Source organism: Caballeronia ptereochthonis (assembly GCF_001545075.1).
Taxonomy (GTDB): domain Bacteria; phylum Pseudomonadota; class Gammaproteobacteria; order Burkholderiales; family Burkholderiaceae; genus Caballeronia; species Caballeronia ptereochthonis.
Genome location: NZ_FCOB02000015.1, coordinates 1 through 22,171, shown reverse-complemented (window position 1 = coordinate 22,171; position 22,171 = coordinate 1). Strand labels below are relative to the sequence as shown.

20 protein-coding genes are annotated in these 22,171 nt (G+C 64.0%); 10 read left to right on the top strand and 10 right to left on the bottom strand.

Going from position 1 to position 22,171, the window contains the following annotated elements:
- Window positions 1-15: 15 nt before the first annotated feature.
- From AWB83_RS16935 to recG, 3 genes are all read right to left on the bottom strand, one after another.
- Window positions 16-1,476 (bottom strand): catalase, encoded by a 1,461-nt coding sequence (locus AWB83_RS16935; protein WP_087046740.1) that lies wholly within the window; start codon window positions 1,474-1,476, stop codon window positions 16-18.
- A gap of 322 nt (window positions 1,477-1,798) precedes the next feature.
- Complete coding sequence (locus AWB83_RS16930; RefSeq protein WP_087046739.1) at window positions 1,799-2,758, bottom strand: hydrogen peroxide-inducible genes activator; 960 nt, start codon at window positions 2,756-2,758, stop codon at window positions 1,799-1,801.
- Between the two features lie 132 nt (window positions 2,759-2,890).
- Window positions 2,891-5,080, bottom strand: coding sequence for an ATP-dependent DNA helicase RecG (gene recG, locus AWB83_RS16925; protein ID WP_087046738.1), 2,190 nt, complete (start codon window positions 5,078-5,080; stop codon window positions 2,891-2,893).
- Window positions 5,081-5,152: 72 nt separating this feature from the next.
- Here recG and queA point away from each other — a divergent pair, with 72 nt between their 5' ends.
- From queA to secF, 5 genes are all read left to right on the top strand, one after another.
- Window positions 5,153-6,199 carry a tRNA preQ1(34) S-adenosylmethionine ribosyltransferase-isomerase QueA gene (gene queA / locus AWB83_RS16920; protein WP_087046736.1) on the top strand — a complete coding sequence of 349 codons (1,047 nt, stop codon included), beginning with the start codon at window positions 5,153-5,155 and terminating at the stop codon, window positions 6,197-6,199.
- A 52-nt stretch (window positions 6,200-6,251) separates the two neighbouring features.
- Entirely contained in the window at window positions 6,252-7,415 is a 1,164-nt protein-coding gene (gene tgt / locus AWB83_RS16915; protein ID WP_087046897.1) for a tRNA guanosine(34) transglycosylase Tgt, read from the top strand.
- A 197-nt stretch (window positions 7,416-7,612) separates the two neighbouring features.
- A complete protein-coding gene (gene yajC, locus AWB83_RS16910; protein ID WP_087046735.1) occupies window positions 7,613-7,942 on the top strand; it encodes a preprotein translocase subunit YajC in 330 nt (109 codons plus the stop codon).
- 125 nt (window positions 7,943-8,067) lie between these two features.
- Window positions 8,068-10,128 carry a protein translocase subunit SecD gene (gene secD / locus AWB83_RS16905; RefSeq protein ID WP_087046732.1) on the top strand — a complete coding sequence of 687 codons (2,061 nt, stop codon included), beginning with the start codon at window positions 8,068-8,070 and terminating at the stop codon, window positions 10,126-10,128.
- 26 nt (window positions 10,129-10,154) lie between these two features.
- On the top strand, window positions 10,155-11,105 hold the full coding sequence (gene secF / locus AWB83_RS16900; RefSeq protein WP_087046731.1) for a protein translocase subunit SecF: 951 nt from the start codon (window positions 10,155-10,157) through the stop codon (window positions 11,103-11,105).
- Between the two features lie 77 nt (window positions 11,106-11,182).
- Here the strand turns inward: secF and AWB83_RS16895 are convergent, their stop codons facing one another.
- The 3 genes from AWB83_RS16895 to AWB83_RS16885 form a co-directional block, all read right to left on the bottom strand.
- Complete coding sequence (locus AWB83_RS16895) at window positions 11,183-11,791, bottom strand: YceI family protein (RefSeq protein ID WP_374729121.1); 609 nt, start codon at window positions 11,789-11,791, stop codon at window positions 11,183-11,185.
- Between the two features lie 26 nt (window positions 11,792-11,817).
- Complete coding sequence (locus tag AWB83_RS16890; protein WP_087046729.1) at window positions 11,818-12,375, bottom strand: YceI family protein; 558 nt, start codon at window positions 12,373-12,375, stop codon at window positions 11,818-11,820.
- Between the two features lie 132 nt (window positions 12,376-12,507).
- Complete coding sequence (locus tag AWB83_RS16885) at window positions 12,508-13,077, bottom strand: cytochrome b (protein ID WP_087046727.1); 570 nt, start codon at window positions 13,075-13,077, stop codon at window positions 12,508-12,510.
- Window positions 13,078-13,535: 458 nt separating this feature from the next.
- Here AWB83_RS16885 and AWB83_RS16880 point away from each other — a divergent pair, with 458 nt between their 5' ends.
- From AWB83_RS16880 to AWB83_RS16860, 5 genes are all read left to right on the top strand, one after another.
- Window positions 13,536-14,213 (top strand): paraquat-inducible protein A, encoded by a 678-nt coding sequence (locus AWB83_RS16880; RefSeq protein ID WP_087046726.1) that lies wholly within the window; start codon window positions 13,536-13,538, stop codon window positions 14,211-14,213.
- Window positions 14,210-14,893 (top strand): paraquat-inducible protein A, encoded by a 684-nt coding sequence (locus AWB83_RS16875; RefSeq protein WP_087046725.1) that lies wholly within the window; start codon window positions 14,210-14,212, stop codon window positions 14,891-14,893. The genes AWB83_RS16880 and AWB83_RS16875 overlap by 4 nt, the downstream gene beginning before the upstream one ends.
- Window positions 14,886-16,562: a PqiB family protein gene (locus AWB83_RS16870; protein ID WP_096059375.1), complete on the top strand. Its 1,677-nt coding sequence runs from the start codon at window positions 14,886-14,888 to the stop codon at window positions 16,560-16,562. Before AWB83_RS16875 ends, AWB83_RS16870 begins: the two co-directional genes overlap by 8 nt.
- Window positions 16,559-17,266, top strand: coding sequence for a PqiC family protein (locus AWB83_RS16865; protein WP_087046723.1), 708 nt, complete (start codon window positions 16,559-16,561; stop codon window positions 17,264-17,266). The genes AWB83_RS16870 and AWB83_RS16865 overlap by 4 nt, the downstream gene beginning before the upstream one ends.
- 160 nt (window positions 17,267-17,426) lie before the next feature.
- Window positions 17,427-18,038 carry a glutathione S-transferase C-terminal domain-containing protein gene (locus AWB83_RS16860; RefSeq protein WP_208636763.1) on the top strand — a complete coding sequence of 204 codons (612 nt, stop codon included), beginning with the start codon at window positions 17,427-17,429 and terminating at the stop codon, window positions 18,036-18,038.
- 51 nt (window positions 18,039-18,089) lie between these two features.
- Here the strand turns inward: AWB83_RS16860 and AWB83_RS16855 are convergent, their stop codons facing one another.
- The 4 genes from AWB83_RS16855 to AWB83_RS16840 all read right to left on the bottom strand — a co-directional run bounded on the left by AWB83_RS16855 (window position 18,090) and on the right by AWB83_RS16840 (window position 21,864).
- Entirely contained in the window at window positions 18,090-19,121 is a 1,032-nt protein-coding gene (locus AWB83_RS16855; RefSeq protein ID WP_087046894.1) for an alpha/beta hydrolase, read from the bottom strand.
- A gap of 316 nt (window positions 19,122-19,437) precedes the next feature.
- Window positions 19,438-19,995, bottom strand: coding sequence for a TetR/AcrR family transcriptional regulator (locus AWB83_RS16850; RefSeq protein ID WP_087046722.1), 558 nt, complete (start codon window positions 19,993-19,995; stop codon window positions 19,438-19,440).
- A gap of 161 nt (window positions 19,996-20,156) precedes the next feature.
- Window positions 20,157-21,287 carry a tRNA 2-thiouridine(34) synthase MnmA gene (gene mnmA, locus AWB83_RS16845; RefSeq protein ID WP_087046721.1) on the bottom strand — a complete coding sequence of 377 codons (1,131 nt, stop codon included), beginning with the start codon at window positions 21,285-21,287 and terminating at the stop codon, window positions 20,157-20,159.
- Between the two features lie 94 nt (window positions 21,288-21,381).
- Window positions 21,382-21,864, bottom strand: a complete 483-nt coding sequence (locus AWB83_RS16840; RefSeq protein ID WP_087046719.1) for an NUDIX hydrolase — start codon at window positions 21,862-21,864, stop codon at window positions 21,382-21,384.
- Window positions 21,865-22,171: the final 307 nt, after the last annotated feature.

The following is a 22,171-nucleotide window of genomic DNA, read 5'->3' as shown; positions in this document are numbered from 1 at the left end:
TTCGAGGCGCCGCTCTCAGGCAGCGGCGGTGTCTTTCTCGCCGAGCTTCGCGAGCGCGTCGATGACGCCCTGCGCGTAGGCCGGATCGATGCGGCGGAAATGCCCGATCTGCCGCGCGACGATCTCGTCCGGCACGCCGTGGATATGCCGCGCGATGTTGCCGAAGAAACGCTCGCGCTGCGCATCGTCGAAGAGCCTGAAGAGCGCTGCCGGCTGGCTGTAGTAGTCGTCGTCCTGGCGATGGTCGTAGCGCTGCACCGTGCCGCCCGCGAGCGGCGGCTCGTTCACGTTGGCGTCCTGCGCGAATTCGCCGTAGCGGTTCGGCTCGTAGTTGACGCGACCGCCGAGGTTGCCGTCGATGCGCATCGCGCCGTCGCGATGGAACGGATTGGCTACGGCCGCACGCGGCGCATTCACCGGAATCTGATGATGATTGATGCCGAGGCGATATCGCTGCGTGTCGCCGTACGAGAACAGGCGGCCCTGCAGCAACCGGTCCGGAGAGAAGCCGATGCCCGGCACGACGTTCGCCGGCGTGAACGCGGCCTGCTCGACGTCCGCGAAATAGTTCTGCGCGTTGCGGTTCAGCTCGATCACGCCGACGTCGATCAGCGGATAGTCCTTGTGCGGCCAAACCTTGGTGATGTCGAACGGATTCATGTCCGACTTCGCCGCCTGCTCTTCCGTCATCACCTGAATGCGGAAATTCCACCGCGGGAAGTTGCCATTGTCGATGTTCTCGACCAGGTCGCGCTGCGCGCTCTCGCGGTCGTTCGCGATCACGGCGGCCGCTTCGGCATCCGTGTAGTTCTCGAGCGGCTGCTGCGACTTGAAGTGAAACTTCACGTAGAAGCGCTCGTTGTCCTCGTTGATGAACGAGAACGTGTGCGAGCCGAAGCCGTGCATCTGGCGATAGCTCTTCGGAATGCCGCGGTCGCTCATGAGAATCGTCACCTGATGCAGCGATTCCGGATGACGCGACCAGAAATCCCACGCGGCCACGTTGCTGCGCATGTTGGTGTACGGATCGCGCTTCTGCGTGTGGATGAAGTCCGGGAACTTGAGCGGATCGCGGATGAAGAACACCGGCGTGTTGTTGCCGACCACATCCCAGTTCCCCTCCTCCGTGTAGAACTTTATCGAGAAGCCGCGCACGTCGCGCTCGGCATCCGCCGCGCCGCGTTCGCCCGCAACCGTCGAGAAGCGCATGAAAATCGGTGTTTCCTTGCCGATGCCCGAGAAGAGCTTCGCCTTCGTGTAGCGCGAAATGTCATGCGTCACGCGGAACGTGCCGAACGCGCCCGATCCCTTCGCATGCACGCGGCGCTCGGGAATCACTTCGCGATCGAAGTGCGCGAGCTTCTCTACCAGCCAGAAATCCTGCAGCGTGACGGGACCGCGCGGGCCTGCGGTCTGCGCGTTCTGGTTGTCTCCGACGGGTGCGCCTGCGGCAGTCGTGAGTCGTTGGTTCATCATCGTGATGCTCCTGTTTATGCGTTTGCGTTGGATGAGGCGCGCTCAGACGGCAGCGCGGGCGAAATCGGCGAGAACGTTCATCGCGACGTGGCGAAACGCGTCCCATCGGGCGGCAAAGCGCGTGGTCGAGGCGTCGTTGCGGTTCATCGGCTTCCTCCGGTTTTCGTGTCCACTGTTGCTGGGACCGATGTGAGGAGCTTAACAAATACTATCGAAAATTTTGATTTGATAAATTTTATCTATTCGATAGACGGATTTTCGCACGCGGAAACGACAACGCGCCGCGCTCGGGAGAGCGAGCGCGGCGCGTCCGAAAGGCGGATCAGTTGACTGCGACGGGCATGTCGAGCTTCTTGACGCCCGGCAGGTTGCAGTTGGCGATCGCGTCGCAGATGGCGTCGATCGCGGGCATGCGCGTGAAACTCTTGCGCCACGCCAGCACGACGCGGCGGTCCGGCACGGGTTCATCGAACGGCACATAGCTGAGCAGGCCGGAATCGATGCCCCCCGCATGCGGCCTCACCTCGCTCACCGACATGCGCGGCAGCACCGTGATGCCCACGCCGCTCGCGACCATATGGCGGATCGTCTCCAGCGACGAGCCTTCGAAGGTCTTCTGAATGCCGTCCGCGTTCTGCGAGAAGCGCATGAGTTCCGGGCACACGCCGAGCACGTGATCGCGGAAGCAATGGCCGCTGCCGAGCAGCAGCATGGTTTCCTGCTTGAGATCGTCCGGGTCGATCTTCGGGCGGTTTTCCCAAGCGTGGCCCGAAGGCATCGCGACGACGAACGGCTCGTCGTAGAGCGCGCGCACCATGAGGCCCGTTTCGGGAAACGGCAGCGCCATGATCGCGACGTCGATCTCGCCTTGCTTCAGGAGCTCGATCAGCTTGAGCGTGTAGTTTTCCTGGAGCATCAGCGGCATCTGCGGGACCGCTTTGATCATCTGCTTGACGAGCGTCGGCAGCAGATACGGCCCGATGGTGTAGATCACGCCGAGACGCAGAGGGCCGACGAGCGGGTCCTTGCCCTGCTTGGCGATTTCCTTGATGGCGAGCGTCTGTTCGAGCACGCGCTGCGCCTGGGTGACGATCTGCTCGCCGATCGGCGTCACGCTGACCTCGCTCGTGCCGCGCTCGAAGATCTGTACGTTCAGTTCGTCTTCGAGCTTCTTGATCGCCACCGACAGGGTCGGCTGGCTGACGAAGCACGCCTCGGCCGCGCGGCCGAAATGCCGTTCGCGCGCGACCGCGACGATGTACTTCAGTTCAGTGAGCGTCATTGGGGGCCAATGAAATACATTGATTCGATAGGTTTGAGTTATACACCTGCCGGCGGCCGTTCGACAACTTTCTGCGTTCGCCTGATTCGCGCGGGCTAAATAGGGACCGACAAGCCGCGCGCGAGTTCACGCTCAGGCCTTCAAATAGTGCTCGCGTGCACCGAGCCAGCGCGCGAGATGACGGGTGACGGCGTCGGGGAAGGCCTTCAGCATCGCGTCGGCGGCTTCGCGCGCCGGTTCGATGAGCCAGCCGTCCTGCTCCAGGCTCGCGAAGCGCAGCATCGCCTCGCCCGATTGGCGCGCGCCGAGAAATTCGCCGGGGCCGCGTATTTCCAGGTCGCGGCGGGCGATTTCGAAGCCGTCGGTCGTCTCGCGCATGGTCTGGAGGCGCGCGCGGGCGGTCTGTGACAGCGGATTCGCGTACATCAGCACGCAGACGGACGCCGCGCTGCCCCGCCCCACGCGCCCGCGCAACTGATGCAGCTGCGCGAGGCCGAAGCGCTCGGCGTGCTCGATCACCATCAGCGACGCGTTCGGCACGTCGACGCCCACTTCGATCACGGTCGTCGCGACGAGCAACTGCACTTCGTTGCGCGCGAACGCGTCCATCACCGCTGCTTTCTCGGCGGGCGCCAGCCGCCCGTGAACCAGCCCGACGCGCAACTCCGGCAGCGCGGCGACGAGCGTCTCGTAAGTCTCGACGGCCGTCTGCAATTGCAGCGTCTCGCTTTCCTCGATCAGCGGACAGACCCAGTACACCTGACGCCCGGTCAGAGCCGCCTCGCGCACGCGGCCGATGATCTCGTCGCGGCGTCCGTCGGACACGATTTTGGTGAGAATCGGCGTGCGGCCCGGCGGCAATTCGTCGATGGTCGAGACGTCGAGGTCCGCGTAGTAGGTCATCGCGAGCGTGCGCGGGATCGGCGTCGCGGACATCATCAGCTGATGCGGCTGGAAATCGTGCGCGCCGTCCGCCGCGTTCAGCGCCTTCGCGCGCAACGCGAGCCGCTGCGCGACGCCGAAGCGATGCTGCTCGTCGACGATCACGAGCCCGAGGCGCGCGAACTCCACCGCGTCCTGAATGATCGCGTGCGTGCCGATGATCAGTTGCGCCGTGCCGAGCGCCGCCGCTTCGAGCGCGGCGCGCTTCTCCTTCGCCTTGATGCTGCCCGCGAGCCACGCGACCGACACGCCGAGCGGCTCGAGCCAGCCGCGCAGCTTGCGCGCATGCTGCTCCGCGAGAATTTCGGTCGGCGCCATGAGCGCGGCCTGATAACCCGCGTCGATGGCCTGCGCCGCCGCGAGCGCCGCGACGATCGTCTTGCCGCTGCCGACATCGCCCTGAAGCAGGCGCTGCATCGGATGCGCGAGCGTCAGTTCGGCCGCGATTTCCGCGACCACGCGCTGCTGCGCGCCCGTCAGCGTGAACGGCAGCGCGCGCAGCAGGCGCACGACGAGCGATGCTTCGTCGACCGGGGAACGCCGCGGCATCGCCGGCGCGGCGCGCCTGCGGCGCTCCTCGTGCGCGCGCTTGAGCGACAGCTGCTGGGCGAGCAGCTCCTCGAACTTGATGCGCGTCCACGCCGGATGCGTGCCGTCGATGAGCGCGGTTTCGTCGGAATCCGCGCGCGGGTGATGGAGCGTCTTCACGGCATCGAGCAGGCCCGGCACGTTCAACGGCGCGAGATGCGCCCGCGCGATCGGCTCCGGGAGCAGTTCCGGCAGCGACACGCGCGAGAGCGCCGAATCGATCGCCTTGCGCAAATACGCCTGCGAGATGCCCGCCGTCGACGGATACACCGGCGTGAGCGCCTGCGGCAGCGGCGTGTCTTCCTCCACCGGGCGCACGGACGGATGGACCATCTCCAACCCGAAAAAGCCGCCGCGCACGTCGCCGCGCACGCGCAGGCGCACGCCGACGGCCATCTGCCTGACTTGCGAGCCGTAGAAGTTGAGGAAACGCAGCGTGAGTTCGTCGCCGGCGTCGTCGTGAATTTTCACGAGCAGCTGGCGGCGCGGGCGATACGCGATCTCGTTGTCGAACACGACGCCTTCGGTCTGCGCGTTGTCGCCGGGAATCAGTTCGCCGATCGGCGTGAGCGAGGTTTCGTCCTCGTAGCGCATCGGCAGATGCAGGACGAGATCGATGTCGGATTTCAGGCCGAGCCTCGCGAGCTTGTCCGCCGTCTTGACGACCGGTTTCGGCTTCTTCTCCGCGCTTCCGGCCGTCTTCGCCCGCTTGCGCGCGACAGGCGCGTCGGCTTCTTCCGCGATCGGAAGGGTGTCGGCCGGGGAAGACAGGCGGCGGTCGGACAAGGGCATCTAATCTCTTCGCAAGTACAATGTGAGGTTTGTTCGGCGCATTTGTGCCTCGTTCGTGCCTTTGTTCACGCCATGTTCACGCTTTCCGATTTCGATTTTAATCTGCCGCCCGAGCTGATCGCGCAGAGCGCGCTTGCCGAGCGCAGCGCGAGCCGCCTGCTGGAGGTGGACAATCGCACGTCTCCTGCAACGCTCGTGGACCGGCGCTTTTCCGAGTTGCCGGATCTCGTCGAGCCGGGCGATCTGCTCGTCTTCAACGATACCAAAGTCCTGAAGGCGCGCTTCTTCGGCCAGAAGGCCAGCGGCGGCCGCGTCGAGGTGCTCGTCGAGCGTCTGACGGGCGCCACCACGGCGCTCGCGCAGATCCGCGCGAGCAAGAGCCCGGCTCAGGGCAGCGTGATCCGGCTCGCGGATGCGTTCGACGTGACCGTCGGCGAGCGCGTCGAGCCGTTCTACACGCTGCATTTTCCGGCCGAGTGCCTGACGCTCATCGAGCAGTACGGCCGCCTGCCGCTGCCGCCGTACATCGAGCACGACGCCGATGTCTACGACGAAACCCGCTATCAGACCGTGTACGCCGCCAATCCTGGCGCGGTGGCCGCGCCGACCGCGGGCCTGCACTTCGACGACGCCCTCTTCGTGGAACTCGATGCGCGCGGCGTCGAGCGCGCGACACTCACGCTGCATGTCGGCGCGGGCACGTTCCAGCCGGTGCGCGTCGAGAACATCGCCGAGCACAAGATGCACAGCGAGTGGTACGACCTGCCGCAATCGCTCGTCGATCGCATCGCGGCGGTGAAGGCGCGCGGCAATCGCGTGATCGCGGTCGGCACCACGTCGATGCGCGCGCTCGAAGCCGCCGCGCGCGACGCCGCGCAAGCCGGCCGGCCGCTCGCGGCGACGCAGGCCGAAACCGATATCTTCATCACGCCGGGCTACGAATTCCGCGTCGTCGACCGGCTCGTGACGAATTTCCATCTGCCGAAGTCCACGCTGCTGATGCTCGTCTCCGCATTCGCCGGCATGGACGCGATCCGCGAGGCGTATCGCCACGCGATCGAGGCGCGCTACCGCTTTTTCAGCTACGGCGACGCGATGCTGCTCACCCGGGCAGCGTAGTTCTTTCAACCCTTTGCGCCGGACTGTCTTCCGGTTGCAGGAGCACTCCACGATGACCGCTGGTCACCCCAACGCGCCCGAGAACGGGCTCAAGTTCGAATTGCTGACGACCGACGGCCAGGCGCGCCGCGGCCGCCTCACGCTCAATCACGGTGTCGTCGAGACGCCGATCTTCATGCCGGTCGGCACCTACGGCACCGTCAAGGCGATCCAGCCGCGCGAGCTCGAGGAGATTCGCGCGCAGATCATCCTCGGCAACACGTTTCACCTGTGGCTGCGCCCGGGCCTCGAGACGATCGGCGCCCACGGCGGGCTGCACCGGTTCATGGGCTGGCAGCGGCCGATCCTGACCGATTCGGGCGGCTTTCAGGTATTTTCGCTGGGCGACCTGCGCAAGATCACGGAAGATGGCGTCACGTTCGCATCACCGATCAACGGCGACAAGCTCTTCCTGTCGCCCGAAGTGTCGATGCAGATCCAGAAAGTGCTGAATTCCGACATCGTCATGCAGTTCGACGAATGCACGCCCTACGCGACCAGCGGCGTGCCGACCTCGCACAAGGACGCCGCCGATTCCATGCGCATGTCGATGCGCTGGGCGAAACGCTCCATCGACGAATTCAACGGGCTCGGCAATCCGAACGCGCTGTTCGGCATCGTGCAGGGCGGCATGTACGAGGACCTGCGCGACGAGTCGCTCGCGGGCTTGTCGGACATCGGCTTCCACGGCCTCGCGATCGGCGGCCTGTCCGTCGGCGAGCCGAAGGAAGACATGATGCGCGTGCTGAACCACATCGGCCCGAAGCTTCCGGCCGACAAGCCGCACTACCTGATGGGCGTCGGCACGCCGGAAGATCTCGTCGCGGGCGTGGCGGCCGGCGTCGACATGTTCGACTGCGTGATGCCCACGCGCAATGCGCGCAACGGCTGGCTCTTCACGCGCTTCGGCGATCTCAAGATCAAGAACGCGACGCACAGGAACTCGATGAAGCCGCTCGACGAAAGCTGCGGCTGCTACACGTGCCAGAATTTCTCGCGCGGCTATCTGCACCACCTGCACCGCGTCGGCGAGATTCTCGGCGCGCAACTGAACACGATTCACAATCTGCATTACTACCTGCAACTGATGAGCGAAGTGCGGGAATCGATCGAAAATCACACGTTCGAAGCGTTCCGCAAGACTTTTTCGGAGAACCGCGCGCGCGGCGTCGATTGAGCACGATCTCGAAACGACACCGCAAGCATTACAATCTGCTTTCCATTGCTTGCGAAACATGCCTCGAACGCCTCGTAACGGCTTGATGACAAAGCGCATTCCCGGAGTCTCGCGGCATGGGCGAGTGGTAGAATGTCGGGCTAATTTCCATTCGACTTTTTCGAACGTATTTCTGACGCAATAACGGAGAGACCAACGTGTCGTTCATTTCCAATGCCTTTGCACAAGGCACGACCGCGAGCAGCGCGGAATCGAGCCTCATGAGCTTCCTGCCGCTCATTCTGATGTTCGCGGTGCTGTACTTCATCATGATCCGCCCGCAAATGAAGCGCCAGAAGGAGCATCGCAACATGCTCGCCGCCATGGCCAAGGGCGACGAGGTGGTGACGAACGGCGGCATCGTCGGCAAGATCACCAAGGTGTCGGACGCCTACGTGGGCGTGGAAATCGCCGAGGGCACGGAAATCACCGTCCAGAAGGCTTCCGTGACGACCATTCTCCCGAAGGGCACGATCAAGTCGCTGTAAGGCCACTCGTTCCACCGCGTCCGGCGCGGCCTCGCTCACCGGGCCGTCCGATTCATCCGACGGCTCGTCGCGCATAACGCCGGACGCTCTCTCCCCCGAAGCCAACTTTACGGTCGGCCATCCCCATGAATCGTTATCCCCTCTGGAAGTATGTCGTGATGCTGGTGGCGCTCGTCATCGGCCTCGTGTACACGCTCCCCAACTTCTTCGGCGAGGCGCCGGCCGTTCAGGTGTCGAGCGGCAAGGCGACGGTCAAGCTGGATTCGACGACGCTCGCCAACGTCGAAAGCGCGCTCGCCGCGAACAACGTCAAGGCCGATGAAGTCACCTTCGACAACTCGCAGTTGAACGCGAACATCCGCGTGCGCCTGACCGACACCGACACGCAGCTGCGCGTGAAGGACCTGCTCAGCAAGTCGCTCAACAGCGACCCGAGCGATCCGCAGTACATCGTCGCGCTGAACCTGCAGAGCGCCTCGCCGCGCTGGCTGACGGCCCTGCACGCGCTGCCGATGTACCTCGGTCTCGACCTGCGCGGCGGCGTGCACTTCCTGCTGCAAGTGGACATGGCCGGCGCGCTCAACAAGAAGCTCGACTCCGACGCCGCCGATGCGCGCACCTATCTGCGCGACCGCAATGTCCGCGACGGCGGCGTGAACCGCGTCGGGCAATCGATCGTCGTGAATTTTTCCGATCAGGCCGCGGCAGACAGTGCGCGCCCGATGCTCTCGACCGGCGTGCCCGAACTGCAATGGACGACGCGCCAGGGCAGCGACGGCTACCAGGTGGTTGGCACTTTCTCGGCGGCGGCGCAGAAGACCGTCGAGGATGCCGCGCTCAAGCAGAACATCACGACGCTGCATAACCGCGTAAATGAACTGGGCGTCGCGGAGCCGGTGATCCAGCAGCAGGGCTCGGACCGCATCGTGGTCGAGCTGCCGGGCGTGCAGGACACGGCGAAGGCGAAGGACATCATCGGCCGCACGGCTACGCTCGAAGCGCGTCTCGCCGATCCGGTCAACACCTACATCGGCCCGAACGACGCGGTGCCGCCCGGCGACGAAGCCTTCAAGCAGGGCGACCGCACCGTGCTGCTGCGCAAGCAGGTGATCTTCACGGGCGACCGCATCATCGATGCTTCAGCGGGCTTCGACGAGCATCAGCGTCCGTCGGTCAACATCCGGCTCGATTCGGCCGGCGGCCGCGCGGTGTCCGCCGTGTCCCGCGATAACATCGGCAAGCCGATGGCGATGGTGCTGTTCGAGAAGGGCAAGGGCGAAGTGCTGACGGTCGCGACCATCCAGTCGGAGCTGGGCGACCGCTTCCAGATCACCGGCCAGCCGACTCCGCAGGCCGCAACCGACCTCGCGCTGCTCCTGCGCGCGGGCTCGCTCGCGGCGCCGATGGACATCATCGAGGAACGCACGGTCGGTCCGAGCCTCGGCGCGGACAACATCAAGAAGGGCTTCGATTCGGTGCAGTACGGTTTCGCCGCGATCGCCATCTTCATGATCGCGTACTACCTGCTGTTCGGCCTGTTCTCGATGCTGGCGCTGTCGGTCAACCTGCTGCTGCTGGTGGCGATTCTCTCGCTGCTGCAGGCGACGCTGACCCTGCCGGGCATCGCGGCTATCGCGCTCGCGCTCGGTATGGCGATCGACGCGAACGTGCTGATCAACGAGCGCATCCGCGAGGAGCTGCGCAACGGCGCGCCGCCGCAGACCGCGATTCAGGAAGGCTTCAAGCACGCCTGGGCCACGATTCTCGACTCGAACGTCACCACGCTCATCGCGGGTCTCGCGCTGCTCGCGTTCGGCTCTGGACCGGTGCGCGGCTTCGCGGTCGTGCACTGCATCGGCATTCTGACGTCGATGTTCTCGGCGGTGTTCTTCTCGCGCGGTCTCGTGAACCTGTGGTACGGCGGCAAGAAGAAGCTGAAGACGCTGGCGATCGGTCAGGTGTGGCGTCCGGGAGGCGCCGACGCCGAGGCCGCCGCGGCGGCCTATCTCGCGGCTCAGCGCGGCGATGAATCGCCCGTCGACGAAATCGTGAAGACGGCGAAGGGCAAGACCAAGACCGCAGCGCCGCGCGCGGCGGCCCAGGCGCAGGCGCGCACGGGCAAGCCGACGGTGCGCCGCCGCTCGGGCCCCGGCGTCGATCAACAGAAACCGGGCCAGTCCCGCTGAAACCGCTGAGTCCGGAGATATAGCAAATGGAATTCTTCCGTATTCGCCGCGACATTCCGTTCATGGAGCGCGCGTTGATTTTCAACGTGATCTCGCTCGTGACGTTCCTCGCGGCCGTATTCTTCCTCGTTCATCGAGGGCTGCATCTGTCGGTGGAGTTCACCGGCGGGACGGTCGTCGAGGTGCAGTATCCGCAAGCCGTGTCGCCCGAACCCGTGCGCGCGACGATGGCGAAGCTCGGCTACGCCGACGCGCAAGTGCAGAACTTCGGCACCTCGCGCGACGTGCTGATCCGTCTGCCGTTGAAGCAAGGTCTCACGTCGGCGCAGCAGAGCGATCAGGTGATGTCGGCGCTCAAGGCCGACAACGCGCAGGTGAGCTTGCAGCGCGTCGAGTTCGTCGGTCCCCAGGTCGGCAAGGAACTCGTGACGAACGGCCTGCTCGCGCTCGCGTGCGTGGTGATCGGCATCGTGATCTATCTGTCGTTCCGCTTCGAGTGGAAGTATGCGGTCGCGGGCGTCATCGCGAACCTGCACGATGTGGTGATCATTCTCGGCTTCTTCGCGTTCTTCCAGTGGGAGTTCTCGCTCTCCGTGCTCGCGGCGATTCTCGCGGTGCTCGGCTACTCGGTGAACGAGTCGGTGGTTATCTTCGACCGGATTCGCGAGACCTTCCGCAAGCAGCGCAAGATGACCGTGATGGAAGTGATCGACCACGCGATCACGAGCACGATGTCGCGGACCATCATCACGCACGGCTGTACGGAAATGATGGTGCTGTCGATGTTCTTCTTCGGCGGCCCGACGCTGCACTACTTCGCGCTGGCGCTGACGGTGGGTATCCTGTTCGGTATCTATTCGTCGGTGTTCGTTGCCGCGGCGCTCGCGATGTGGTTCGGCGTGAAGCGTGAGGACCTCGTGAAGGACAAGAAGGACAAGTTCGATCCGAACGATCCGAATGCGGGGGCGCAGGTTTGAGCACCACGCATTCTCTCGAGGCGTAAAAAAGCGGCCGGTCTTCACAGACCGGCCGCTTTTGCCTTGAGGCGCGCGATTTACTGCTTCACGCCTTCCGCCTGAATATGCAGCACCGTCTTCAGGCTGAACCCGTACGACTTGCCGTAATCCATCCCGAAGTCGCCGCGATCGAAGGTCGTCGTCGCTTCGACGCCGCACACTTCCTTCTTCATCATCGGGTTCACGAAGCACTTGAAGTGCTCGATCTTCAGGTTGATCGGCTTGGTCACGCCGTGCATCGTCAGCGTGCCGACCACTTCCGTCGGCGTGTCGCCGTCGAACTTGATCGACGTGCCCTTGTACTCCGCCGTCGGGTACTTGGCGACGTCGAAGAACTCGTTCTTCTGCAAATGCTCGTCGAGCTTCGCATTGCCCGTGTTGACCGACGCGATGTCGATCGTCACGTTCACCGTCCCGGTCTTGGCCGCGCGGTCGAGCACGACTTCACCGCTGCTCTTGTTGAACTTGCCGCGCCACGTCGACACGCCGCCGAAGTGGTCGGCCTCGAAGCTCGGATACGTGTGGTTCGGGTCGAGCTTGTACGTGTCGGCGGCAAGCGCGCTGAAGGACATGCCGAGCGCGAGCGCGCCCGCAGCGATGATCGAAAGCTTTTTCAAGTTTTTCTCCTGACTAGATACGCAAACCATGCGTGAAATGAGTGTGAACGCGCTGCTCACTTCTTCGCAGCAACGATGTGAAACTTGATGACGACGTCGTCCGCGACGATCGACGTATCCTTCCATTCACCCGTCCCGACATCGAACTGGGTGCGCTTGATCGGCAGCGAGCCATCGAACGTTTCCGTCGCGCCCTGCTGCGTGACCGTCACGGGCACCGTGACCGTCTGCGATTTGCCCTTGATCGTGACCTTTCCCGTCACGTTGTACTTGTTGCCGCCGGCGGGCGCGATGGCGCTGGAGACGAAGGTCGCGCTCGGATACTTGCCCGCATCGAACCATTCCGCGCCGCGCACCTGCTTGTTGTAGTCGTCGTCGCCGAGGTCGTAGCTGCCGGTGTCGATCGTGATGTTCGCCGTGCCCGCCGTGGGCTTCGCCGGATCGAATGCGATCTGCGCGGTGAACTTGTTGAACTTGCCGTCGGTGGGCACGTTCATCTGCTTCGAGGTGGCGATCACCGAGCTCTTGCTCATGTCCACTTGCGCATGCGCCGCCGCGGCCAGCGCGAGCGAAGCAGCGGTCACCAGCATCCAACGATTGAGTTTCACTTTCATGTGTGCCCTATTCAGACGGTTCGAACAAGCAAACCGGCATTGGAAACAAACCGGTATTGGAAATCAAAAGAACGCGAGAACAATCAGCCGCCGGGAAACGTCCTGCCAACGGCGAGGAAACAATCGAGACGCTTATCTGAGGAATGGCAGCATGCGTCCGAGCAAGCCGTCGCGGTCGACGAAATGGTGCTTGACAGCAGCGAGCACGTGCACGACGACGAAAAAAAGCAGCGTGTAATTGAGCGCGATATGCACGATGCGCAGCGTCGCCTTCAGCGCCTTGTCCGGGCCGATGATGGTCGGCAGCGGCAGCACGCCGAGATAGACAACCTGCAGGCCCGCCGCCGAGCTGTATAGATAGCCCGACGCGGGAATGACGAGCATCAGCACGTAAAGCAGGAAATGCGTGAGATGCGCCGCGCGCTGCTGCCAGCGCGGCATGCCTTCGGGCATCGGCGGCGTCGGGTGCGTGACGCGCCAGAGCAGGCGCAGCACGGCGAGCGCGAATACCGTCACGCCGATCCACTTGTGCCACGAGAAGTACTTGAGCTTGGTCGGCGTGATGCCCGGTATATCGGTCATGATCCAGCCGAGATAGAAACCGCACACGATCAACAGCGCGATCAACCAGTGCAGGCCAATCGCCGTGGCGCCATAGCGTTGCTCCCGCGGTGTCGTCGCGATGTGTGCGCTGCTTTCCATAGTGCTGTCACCCAGGGTGTTCGATGTTTCCAAGCCTGTCGTCCGGGAACGACGGGTATTCAAGGCCGCCATGCTACATCAACGCTGATTTATTGCCAGCGCGCGCCAAAAGACCGGCCTGGCGGCCAAAAGCCAGGCCTGGCGCGGCTTTGCGGCCGGTCGAGGCGGCCTCCGCGCCCTTGCCCGCTGCGCATGCAACGAACTATTCCATGCATGCAACGGTCGATGAGTGCGCGACGAAGCGGAACGAGCCACGACGGATTCCGGCATCAATCCATTAACGAGCGAACACATTGTTTCATTCCGCTTGTCACGAAGCGTTCCGCCTGGTCCGCCATTCATTCGTCATTTGATACCATGCTGATACCATTTGCGCTGGCCCGCCGCTTGCTAAGCTCCGCCGGAGCCGGTCTCCGCGGCGCCCGACACACATGCTCGACACGGCTCGGGCTTCCAACATGAACGCGAACGAACCGGACGATCTGATCGCGTGTCACGAATGCGACGCGCTCTTCAGGAAATGTGAACTGCCTCAGCATACGTCGGCAAAGTGCGCGCGCTGCGGGTCGCTGCTCTACCGCAGCATTTCGTCGAACCTCGACAAGATCTGTGCGATGACGCTCGCCGCGCTGGTCACCTTCGTGATCGCGCAGAGCTTTCCCATCGTCGAACTGGAGGCGAACGGCCTCACCTCGGAAACGACGCTCATCGGCGCGATCGTCGCGCTGTGGAACGAGCAGATGGAGATCATGGCCGTTCTCGTATTCTGCTCGACCATTCTGTTTCCATTGTGCGAACTGGTCGCGCTGCTCTACGTGCTGCTTCCGCTGCGCTCGGGCTACGTGCCGCCGGGCTTCAACGGGCTCCTGCGCGGGATCCAGTTCGTGCGTCCGTGGGGCATGATCGAAGTGTTCATGCTCGGCGTGCTCGTGACGCTCGTGAAGATGGTGAGCATCGCGCGCGTGATTCCCGAAGCGGCGCTCTTCGCTTTCGGCGCGCTGACGTTGATGTTCGCGGTCGTCCTGAGCTTCGATCCGCAAGCACTGTGGGATATCGCGGCCCGGCTCGGCCCGCGCGAGTCCGCGGCCGGCAGGCGCGCGAAGCGCATCCCGACCGACGCGAGGCAGAAGTCATGAACGAGTCCATCGATCCGGCGAGCGACGAGCCGCAAGATCCCGCGACGCACTTCACCACGGCGTCGCGCGCGAACGTCGTCTCCTGTCACGCGTGCGGGCTGGTGCAGCCGCTCGCGCGCACCGTCGAGAAACAGCGCTGCACGCGCTGCGACGCCGTCGTGCACCGACGCCATCCGGACAGCATCGCGCGCACCTGGGCGCTGCTCATCAGCGCGGCGATTCTCTATATCCCGGCCAATCTCTTTCCGATCATGCACACGTCGTCGATCCTCGGCTCCGAGGACGACACCATCATGAGCGGCGTCGCGCTCTTCTGGAACGACGGCGACTATCCGCTCGCCGCGGTGATTTTCATCGCCAGCATTCTCGTGCCGATGCTCAAGCTCGTGACGCTCGGCTTTCTCGTCATCAGCGTGCAGCGGCGCTCGACCTGGCGTCCGCGCCAGCGCACGACGCTCTTTCGCGTCGTCGAGGGCATCGGCCGCTGGTCGATGCTCGACGTCTTCGTGATCACGCTCACCATCGCGCTCGTGCGCTTCAAGTCGCTCGCCGTCATCACGCCGGGACCGGGCGCGCTCGCGTTCGCGTCGGTGGTCGTGCTGACGATGATCGCGTCCATGCAATTCGACCCGCGCCTCATGTGGGACAACATCGAACCGTCAGGAAAGAAATATGACTAGTGCCCAAGGTCCGAACGACCCGAAGCAGCCGTTGCCGCCCGCCAGCGGCGGCGGCAACGGAGGCAAGGGCAGCGGCCTGCCGCCGAACCTGCCCGAGCCCGTGATTGAGCCGCGCAGCCGCTGGCTGCCTTCGCTCGTCTGGGTCATTCCGCTCGTCGCGGCGTTGATCGGCGTGATTCTCGTCGTGAAGACGGTGTCGAGCCGCGGACCTACCGTGACCATTAGCTTCGTGAGCGCGGAAGGCCTCGAGCCCGGCAAGACGAAGGTGAAGTTCAAGGACGTGGATATCGGCACGGTCAAGACCATCACGCTGTCGAAAGACCATTCGCGCGTGCTCGTCGATGTCCAGCTCACCAAGGAAGCCACCGACTTCGCCGTGAAGGACACACGCTTCTGGGTCGTGCGCCCGCGCGTGGCGGCAAGCGGCGTGACCGGCCTGTCGACGCTTCTGTCCGGCGCGTATATCGGCGTCGATGCGGGCAAGTCCACCGAAGACCAGACCTATTTCGTCGGCCTCGAAGCGCCGCCCGCCGTGACCGGCGACCAGAAGGGCCACACGTTCACGCTGCACGGCGAATCGCTCGGCTCGCTCGACATCGGCTCGCCGGTCTACTACCGGCGCGTGCAGGTCGGCCAGGTCGCGGCGTTCTCGCTCGACAAGGACGGCACCGGCGTCACATTGCAGGTGTTCGTCACCGCGCCGTACGACCAGTACGTCGGCACCAACTCGCGCTGGTGGCATGCGAGCGGCGTCGATCTGCGGCTCGATTCGAGCGGCTTCACGCTCAACACGCAATCGCTCGCGACGGTCGTGCTGGGCGGCATCGCGTTCCAGACGCCGCCGAACCAGCAGCCCGGGCCGCAGGCGCAGAACAACGCGACCTTCCGCCTCGCCTCCGATCAGGCCGACGCCATGCGCGATCCGGACGGCCAGGCCGTGCATGTCGTGATGAACTTCAATCAGTCGCTGCGCGGGCTGTCGGTCGGCGCGCCGGTCGACTTCCGGGGCATCGTGCTCGGTCAGGTCACGGGCATCGGCGTGCAATACGATCCGAAGTCGCATTCGTTCATGATGCCGGTCACGATCGACCTCTATCCCGATCGCCTCGGCAGGCGCGCCAAGCACGCGCTGCCGGAGCAAGGGTCGGTGGCGAGCCAGGACATGCTGCAACTGCTCGTGAAGCGCGGTCTGCGCGGCCAGTTGCGCACCGGCAACCTGCTGACGAGCCAGTTGTACGTCGCGCTCGACTTCTTCCCGAAGGCGCCGCCCGTGACGGTCAACGCCAACATGGACCCGATCGAGCTGCCGACCGTGCCGAACACGCTCGATGAGCTGCAACTGCAGATCGCGGACATCGCGCGCAAGATCGACAAGATTCCTTTCGACCAGATCGGCAACAACCTGAACGGCTCGCTGAAGAACGCAAACGCGTTGTTCGACAAGCTCGACCGCGAGGTGGTCCCCGAAATGCGCGACACGCTCACGCAGGCGAAGAAGACCTTCAACGAAGCGCAATCGACGCTGCAGTCGGATTCGCCGATCCAGTCGGACACGCGTCAGGCCATGCAGGAGCTCACGCGGACGCTTCAATCGCTCAATGCGCTCGCGGATTATCTGGAACGCCATCCGGAATCGCTGCTGCGCGGTAAATCGGGAGACAAACCATGAAATTCGGCGCGTTGATGTTGACCCTGGGCGCGGCCGGGATGCTCGCCGCCTGCGCTTCGCCGACGAGCCGCTTCTACACGCTCGGCGGCGGCGAGGCGCGGCCCGTGCCGTCCGCGCCGGCTTCGTTCTATTTCGAGCTGGCGCCCGTGGACATGCCGCAGCAGGTCACGAGGAATCAGCTGGTCGTGCAGACGAGCCCCGCACAGGTGCAGGTGCTGGAGGAGAATCGCTGGGCGTCGCTGCCCGCCGACGAAGTGCGGCGCGCGCTGTCCGCCGATCTCACCCAGCAACTGGGCGCGATCGACGTCTACAACACGCCGCGGCCGGAATCCGTGCCGGTGTATCGCGTGAAGGTGAACGTGCAGCGCTTCGAGTCGTGGCCGGGGTCGCAGGCGCTGATCGATGCGGTCTGGAGCGTGCGCGCCGCCGGTTCGTCGAACGTGCTGACTTGCCGGACCGTCGCGCAGGAGCGCGTGGGCTCGGGCTACGACGCGCTCGTCGAGGGTCATCGCAAGGCAGTGGACGAACTGGCCTCGGCGATCTCGGCCGGCATGCGCAGCCTCGCCTCGCTGCCGCCGCCCGCGACGGCGGGCACGGCGACCGCGCCCGTGAAAGGCAAAACCGGTGCGATCGCCAAACCCGCCGCCGCGCCGAGGTTGCCATGCCCTTCGGCGAGCGCATCGGCGACAGTCAGCACGCAATGATCGAATCGACGTCGGCTGCGTGCGGGCGCATGCCGACGAATCGTAAAGTCCTCGCGCGGCTCATGTTGTCGGCAGGCGACAGCTATCTCGAATTTGTAATTCGCGCGTGCGCCCGGTTAAGATCATCGTCGCCGAAATTCCGAATCAACGCGAAGAAAAGATGATGAAACTGATCGGTTCGCACACCAGCCCATTTGTCCGCAAGGTGCGGATCGTCATGGCGGAAAAGAAGATCGATTGCGAACTGTTGCTCGAGGACGTCTGGGCATCCGATTCGAAAATTCACGACTACAACCCGCTCGGCAAAGTGCCCTGCCTCATCCTGGACGACGGCGAAGCCGTGTTCGATTCGCGCGTCATCTGCGAGTTCGTGGACACGCTCACGCCCGTGGGCAAGCTGCTGCCGCAGGAGCGGCGCGAGCGCACCGAGGTGCGTTGCTGGGAAGCGCTCGCCGACGGCATGCTCGACGCCACCGTGCTGATCCGTCTCGAAGGCGTGCTGCGCGAGGAAGCGCATCGTAGCGAGTCGTGGGTGGCGCGCCAGCGGCGCAAGGTGGACGACGGCCTGCGCGCGATGGCGCGCGGGATCGGCTCGAAGCAATGGTGCTCGGCGAACCGCTTCACGCTCGCGGACATCGCGTGCGGCTGTGCGCTCGGCTACCTCGACTTGCGCCTGCCGGAGCTGAACTGGCGCGACGCGCATCCGAATCTCGACAAGTACTACGCGCGCCTCTCGCAGCGGCAATCGTTCGTGGATACCGTGCCGCTCTGATCGGCACGCGAAAACGGTCCCGCGCGCGGCGGGAGCGTCGCGTCTTCGCGCCTACTTCTTCAGCGCGGCCTTCAGCGTCGCGTTGGCTTGCGCGATGGCCGCGCGTGTCGCGGGGGTTTCGGCCAGCGCGTTGAGCATGACGAAGTCGTGAATCGTGCCGTTGTAGCGCACCGACGTGACCGGCACGCCGGCCTGCGAAAGCTTGCGCGCATAAGCCTCGCCTTCGTCGCGCAGCACGTCGTTTTCATCCGTGATGACGAGCGCCGGCGGCAACCCCTTCAACGCCTCGATGCTCGCGCGCAGAGGCGATGCGGTGATCTTCTCGCGATCCGCGGCATTCGGTGCGTAGGCGTCCCAGAACCATTTCATCGCGTCGCGTGTGAGCCATGGGCCGTTGGCGAATTCGGCGTAGGAACCATCGTCGAAATTCGCGTCGGTCACCGGATAGAAAAGCACTTGCGCGCGCAGCTTCGGACCGCCGCGTTCCTTCGCCAGCAGCGTGACGGCCGCCGTCATGTTGCCGCCGACGCTGTCGCCGGCGACGGCCATCCGCGAGGCATCGACGTCGAATTCCTTCGCATGATCCGCGACGTAGCGGGTCGCAGCGTAAGCCTGCTCGATCGGCACGGGATACTTCGTTTCCGGCGAGCGGTCGTAGTCGACGAAGACGACTGCCGCCTGCGCGCCGTTCGCGATCTCGCGCACCAGGCGGTCGTGCGTGTTCTTGTCGCCCAGCACCCAGCCGCCGCCGTGGAAATACATGATGACCGGCAACGCACCCTTCGCATGCTCGGGGCGCACGATGCGCAGCGCGATCCTGCCCGTCGGACCGGCTTCGATCACGCGATCCTCGATTTTCGCGGCTTGCTTCTTCACCGGCTGCGCCTGCGCACCGGCGAGGACATTGCGCGCATCGGCGGGCGACAGCGTGTAGATCGGCGGCGCGTTCTTCGCGGCGAGGGCATCGATGAACTGCTGCGTCGCCGGCTCGAGCACGGGCGCGGCGGATGCCTCGTGGGCAGCGGACTGTGACAGCACGGCGGCGACGGCGGTGGCGAGCGCTGCGGTCTTGAGCTTCTTCATCATTCACTCCAGGATCATTGGATTTCGATTAAGCCGATGCGCCTGTCAGGGGCGCACCGGAACGGGTGGTGAAACGCAAGAAAAAACAGATTCCAAATTGAATCTACTGCTAGATAGATAGCTGAATACGGTAAAACAATATGAACTGCGGACCGGCCGAATTTGTACCGACGGCGGCACCCTTGTGGCCGTATCAACCGACCAAACCAGCAAGCTGATCAAAAAAACCGCACTAATCGGCCAATATCTATCTACTTAAAGATAGATAATCCAACGCTCGCTCAGTTGTTTTTCACATGGTTATCCACAGGGTTGTCTACCGGCGGACGGTATCCGCCACTTCTTCCAGGCGCGTACGCGTCTGAAAAAGGCGGCACGCCAGCAGGCTGCCCTGGAACGCGGCGTACAGCGCGCGGGCTGCCGCGTCGGGCTTTCCACCGGCGTCGAGCGTGTCCTGCGCCTCGCCCTCGGCGAGCACCTTCGCCAGCCAGCTCTCGTTCGCCTTGAAGAACGCCTGCACGGCGTGCCGAATCTTTTCCGGCAATGACTCGATGTCCGCCGCGAGCATCCCGCACAGGCAAATCTGATTTTCCCCACCGATGATCCGCCCGAACAGCTTCGTATAGCGATCGAGCTTCTTGTCGGCCGGGGCGGAGCTGTCGATCGCGTAGATCGACGACATGACGTCCGCGCTGTAGGCGTTCACGGCTTCGAGCGCGAGATCTTCCTTGGTCGGGAAGTAGTAGTGAATGCTGGAGGTCTTCACCCCGACCAATTCGGACAGGTCGCGATAGCTGAATCCGTTGTAGCCGCGCGTCATCAGCAGCGTCTGCGCATGGTCCAGAAGCGCTTCGCGTACTGTGTTCTTGTCCATTTCCAAAATTTGTCCCTGCGTTCGTTGTGCGTAATTTATCTATCACTAGATAGACAGTCAAGCACTTGTATCAAAAAAGTTTTTATCGGACCGATAGGTATGGATCGCGGAGAGTAATGGTCAAGAAAAAGCCCTGACCGAAGCCAGGGCTTTTGCCGTGATCAGCGCGCGGCGGAAAGCGATGCCGCCTGCGGCGCATCCTGCCCCACCGCTGCTTGCTCGATGATGCCGCCGCCCAGACAGACGTCGCCCTGATACAGCACGGCGGATTGGCCCGGCGTCACGGCCCATTGGGCTTCGTCGAAGTGGAGTTCGAAGCGCCCGTCCTCCGCGTTGGCGAAGCGGCACGCCGCGTCCTGCTGCCGGTAGCGCGTCTTGGCGCCGCACGCCACGCCCTCTTCCGGCGCGAAGCCCGCGACCCAGCTCGTATTGCCTGCGACGAGCGCCGGCGATAACAGCCACGGATGGTCGTGCCCTTGCACGACATACAGCGTGTTGCTCGCCATATCCTTGCCCGCGACGAACCAAGGCTCGCCGCTGCCGTCCTTCGCGCCGCCGATGCCGATGCCCTTGCGCTGCCCGAACGTGTAGAAGGCGAGCCCGATATGCTCGCCGACGATCTTCCCTTCGGCCGTCTTCATCGGGCCGGGCCTGGTCGGCAGATAACGGTTCAGGAATTCGCGGAACGGCCGTTCGCCGATGAAGCAGATGCCGGTGGAATCCTTCTTCTTCGCGTTCGGCAGGCCGATCTGCGCCGCGATTTCGCGCACCTTCGTCTTCGGAATCTCGCCGAGCGGGAACAGCGTCTTCGACAGTTGCGCCTGGTTCAGCCGATGCAGAAAGTACGACTGGTCCTTGGTCGAATCGGTCGCCTTGAGCAGCTGGAAGAGCCCGTCCTGCTCGCGCACGCGCGCGTAGTGGCCCGTCGCGATGGTTTCCGCACCGAGCGACATCGCGTGATCGAGGAACGCCTTGAACTTGATTTCCGCGTTGCACAGCACGTCGGGATTGGGCGTGCGGCCCGCCGAGTATTCGCGCAGGAACTCCGCGAACACGCGGTCCTTGTACTCGGCGGCGAAGTTGACCGCCTCGACATCGATGCCGATCAGATCCGCGACCGACACCACATCGATCCAGTCCTGCCGGGTCGAACAGTATTCGCCGTCATCGTCGTCTTCCCAGTTCTTCATGAAGAGGCCGACGACGTCGTAGCCTTGCTCCTTCAGAAGCCATGCCGTGACCGACGAATCGACGCCGCCCGACATGCCCACCACTACTCTTCGCTTGCTCATAGGGATACCGCTTTTGTCCCGCGCCGGCGCCGAAGGCAAGCGGGATGACGCCGCATGAAGCGGCTCTGAAAAATGGCGCTGGTGCAAAAAGGCCTTAAGCCCGCACCACCGGCGCGACCGAATGCGTATGAATGAAATCGAGCGGCACGCGCCGCCCGGACAGGTAATCGTCGACACACTTCATCACGAGCGGCGTCCGGTGCCGGTCGGCCGATGCGCGCAGCTCGTCGGCGGTCAGCCACATTGCGCGCACGATGCCTTCGTCCAGCGCGCGCCCGGCCTCGACGCCCGCTGATCTGCCGCAGAACGTGAACCGCAGATACGTGACGTCGCGCTCAGGCCGCGCGAAGTGCGTCATGTATGCGCCGACGAGCGCCTCGGGCTCGAAGCGATGCGCCGTTTCCTCGAACGTCTCGCGGATCACCGCCTCGATGAGCGTTTCGCCCGCCTCCAGATGACCGGCCGGTTGGTTGATTCTCAGCCCTGCCGACGTGTGCTCCTCGATCACGAGAAAGCGCCCATCCCGCTCGACGATCGCCGCCACCGTAACGTGGGGGGCCCAAGTGTCTGATTTCATGGTTGGATATTTTACCGTCGCCAGGCCATTCCCGCGCGCCGCTCGTAAGGGTAAGCGCTGATGACCGGAACACGGAACAAGTGCCGGATCGGATTTTTACGCATGCATTCTTCGGTTACAGTGGCGATAGCCGTCGATTCCAGCATTTGAAATAAAACTCAGCCTTAAGCCTTCCTAAGTCCTGTCCCGGACGCGGAAGCAAAAAAGACAGGAGGATTTGAAGATGCACATCGGAGTGCCTGCTGAAACGCGGGCGAACGAGGCGCGCGTCGCCGCCACGCCCGAGACCGTCAAGAAGCTCGTCACG

What these genes read in the sequence shown, in the direction of transcription:
- queA (WP_087046736.1), top strand. Translation starts at nt 5,153, where the DNA reads ATGTTCACGCTTTCCGATTTCGATTTTAATCTGCCGCCCGAGCTGATC.
- AWB83_RS16875 (WP_087046725.1), top strand. Translation starts at nt 14,210, where the DNA reads ATGAACGAGTCCATCGATCCGGCGAGCGACGAGCCGCAAGATCCCGCG.
- AWB83_RS16895 (WP_374729121.1), bottom strand. Translation starts at nt 11,791, where the DNA reads ATGGTTTGCGTATCTAGTCAGGAGAAAAACTTGAAAAAGCTTTCGATC.
- AWB83_RS16935 (WP_087046740.1), bottom strand. Translation starts at nt 1,476, where the DNA reads ATGATGAACCAACGACTCACGACTGCCGCAGGCGCACCCGTCGGAGAC.
- AWB83_RS16850 (WP_087046722.1), bottom strand. Translation starts at nt 19,995, where the DNA reads ATGGACAAGAACACAGTACGCGAAGCGCTTCTGGACCATGCGCAGACG.
- secF (WP_087046731.1), top strand. Translation starts at nt 10,155, where the DNA reads ATGGAATTCTTCCGTATTCGCCGCGACATTCCGTTCATGGAGCGCGCG.
- AWB83_RS16865 (WP_087046723.1), top strand. Translation starts at nt 16,559, where the DNA reads ATGAAATTCGGCGCGTTGATGTTGACCCTGGGCGCGGCCGGGATGCTC.
- secD (WP_087046732.1), top strand. Translation starts at nt 8,068, where the DNA reads ATGAATCGTTATCCCCTCTGGAAGTATGTCGTGATGCTGGTGGCGCTC.
- AWB83_RS16890 (WP_087046729.1), bottom strand. Translation starts at nt 12,375, where the DNA reads ATGAAAGTGAAACTCAATCGTTGGATGCTGGTGACCGCTGCTTCGCTC.
- AWB83_RS16885 (WP_087046727.1), bottom strand. Translation starts at nt 13,077, where the DNA reads ATGGAAAGCAGCGCACACATCGCGACGACACCGCGGGAGCAACGCTAT.
- AWB83_RS16930 (WP_087046739.1), bottom strand. Translation starts at nt 2,758, where the DNA reads ATGACGCTCACTGAACTGAAGTACATCGTCGCGGTCGCGCGCGAACGG.
- AWB83_RS16870 (WP_096059375.1), top strand. Translation starts at nt 14,886, where the DNA reads ATGACTAGTGCCCAAGGTCCGAACGACCCGAAGCAGCCGTTGCCGCCC.
- mnmA (WP_087046721.1), bottom strand. Translation starts at nt 21,287, where the DNA reads ATGAGCAAGCGAAGAGTAGTGGTGGGCATGTCGGGCGGCGTCGATTCG.
- tgt (WP_087046897.1), top strand. Translation starts at nt 6,252, where the DNA reads ATGACCGCTGGTCACCCCAACGCGCCCGAGAACGGGCTCAAGTTCGAA.
- recG (WP_087046738.1), bottom strand. Translation starts at nt 5,080, where the DNA reads ATGCCCTTGTCCGACCGCCGCCTGTCTTCCCCGGCCGACACCCTTCCG.
- AWB83_RS16855 (WP_087046894.1), bottom strand. Translation starts at nt 19,121, where the DNA reads ATGAAGAAGCTCAAGACCGCAGCGCTCGCCACCGCCGTCGCCGCCGTG.
- AWB83_RS16860 (WP_208636763.1), top strand. Translation starts at nt 17,427, where the DNA reads ATGATGAAACTGATCGGTTCGCACACCAGCCCATTTGTCCGCAAGGTG.
- AWB83_RS16840 (WP_087046719.1), bottom strand. Translation starts at nt 21,864, where the DNA reads ATGAAATCAGACACTTGGGCCCCCCACGTTACGGTGGCGGCGATCGTC.
- AWB83_RS16880 (WP_087046726.1), top strand. Translation starts at nt 13,536, where the DNA reads ATGAACGCGAACGAACCGGACGATCTGATCGCGTGTCACGAATGCGAC.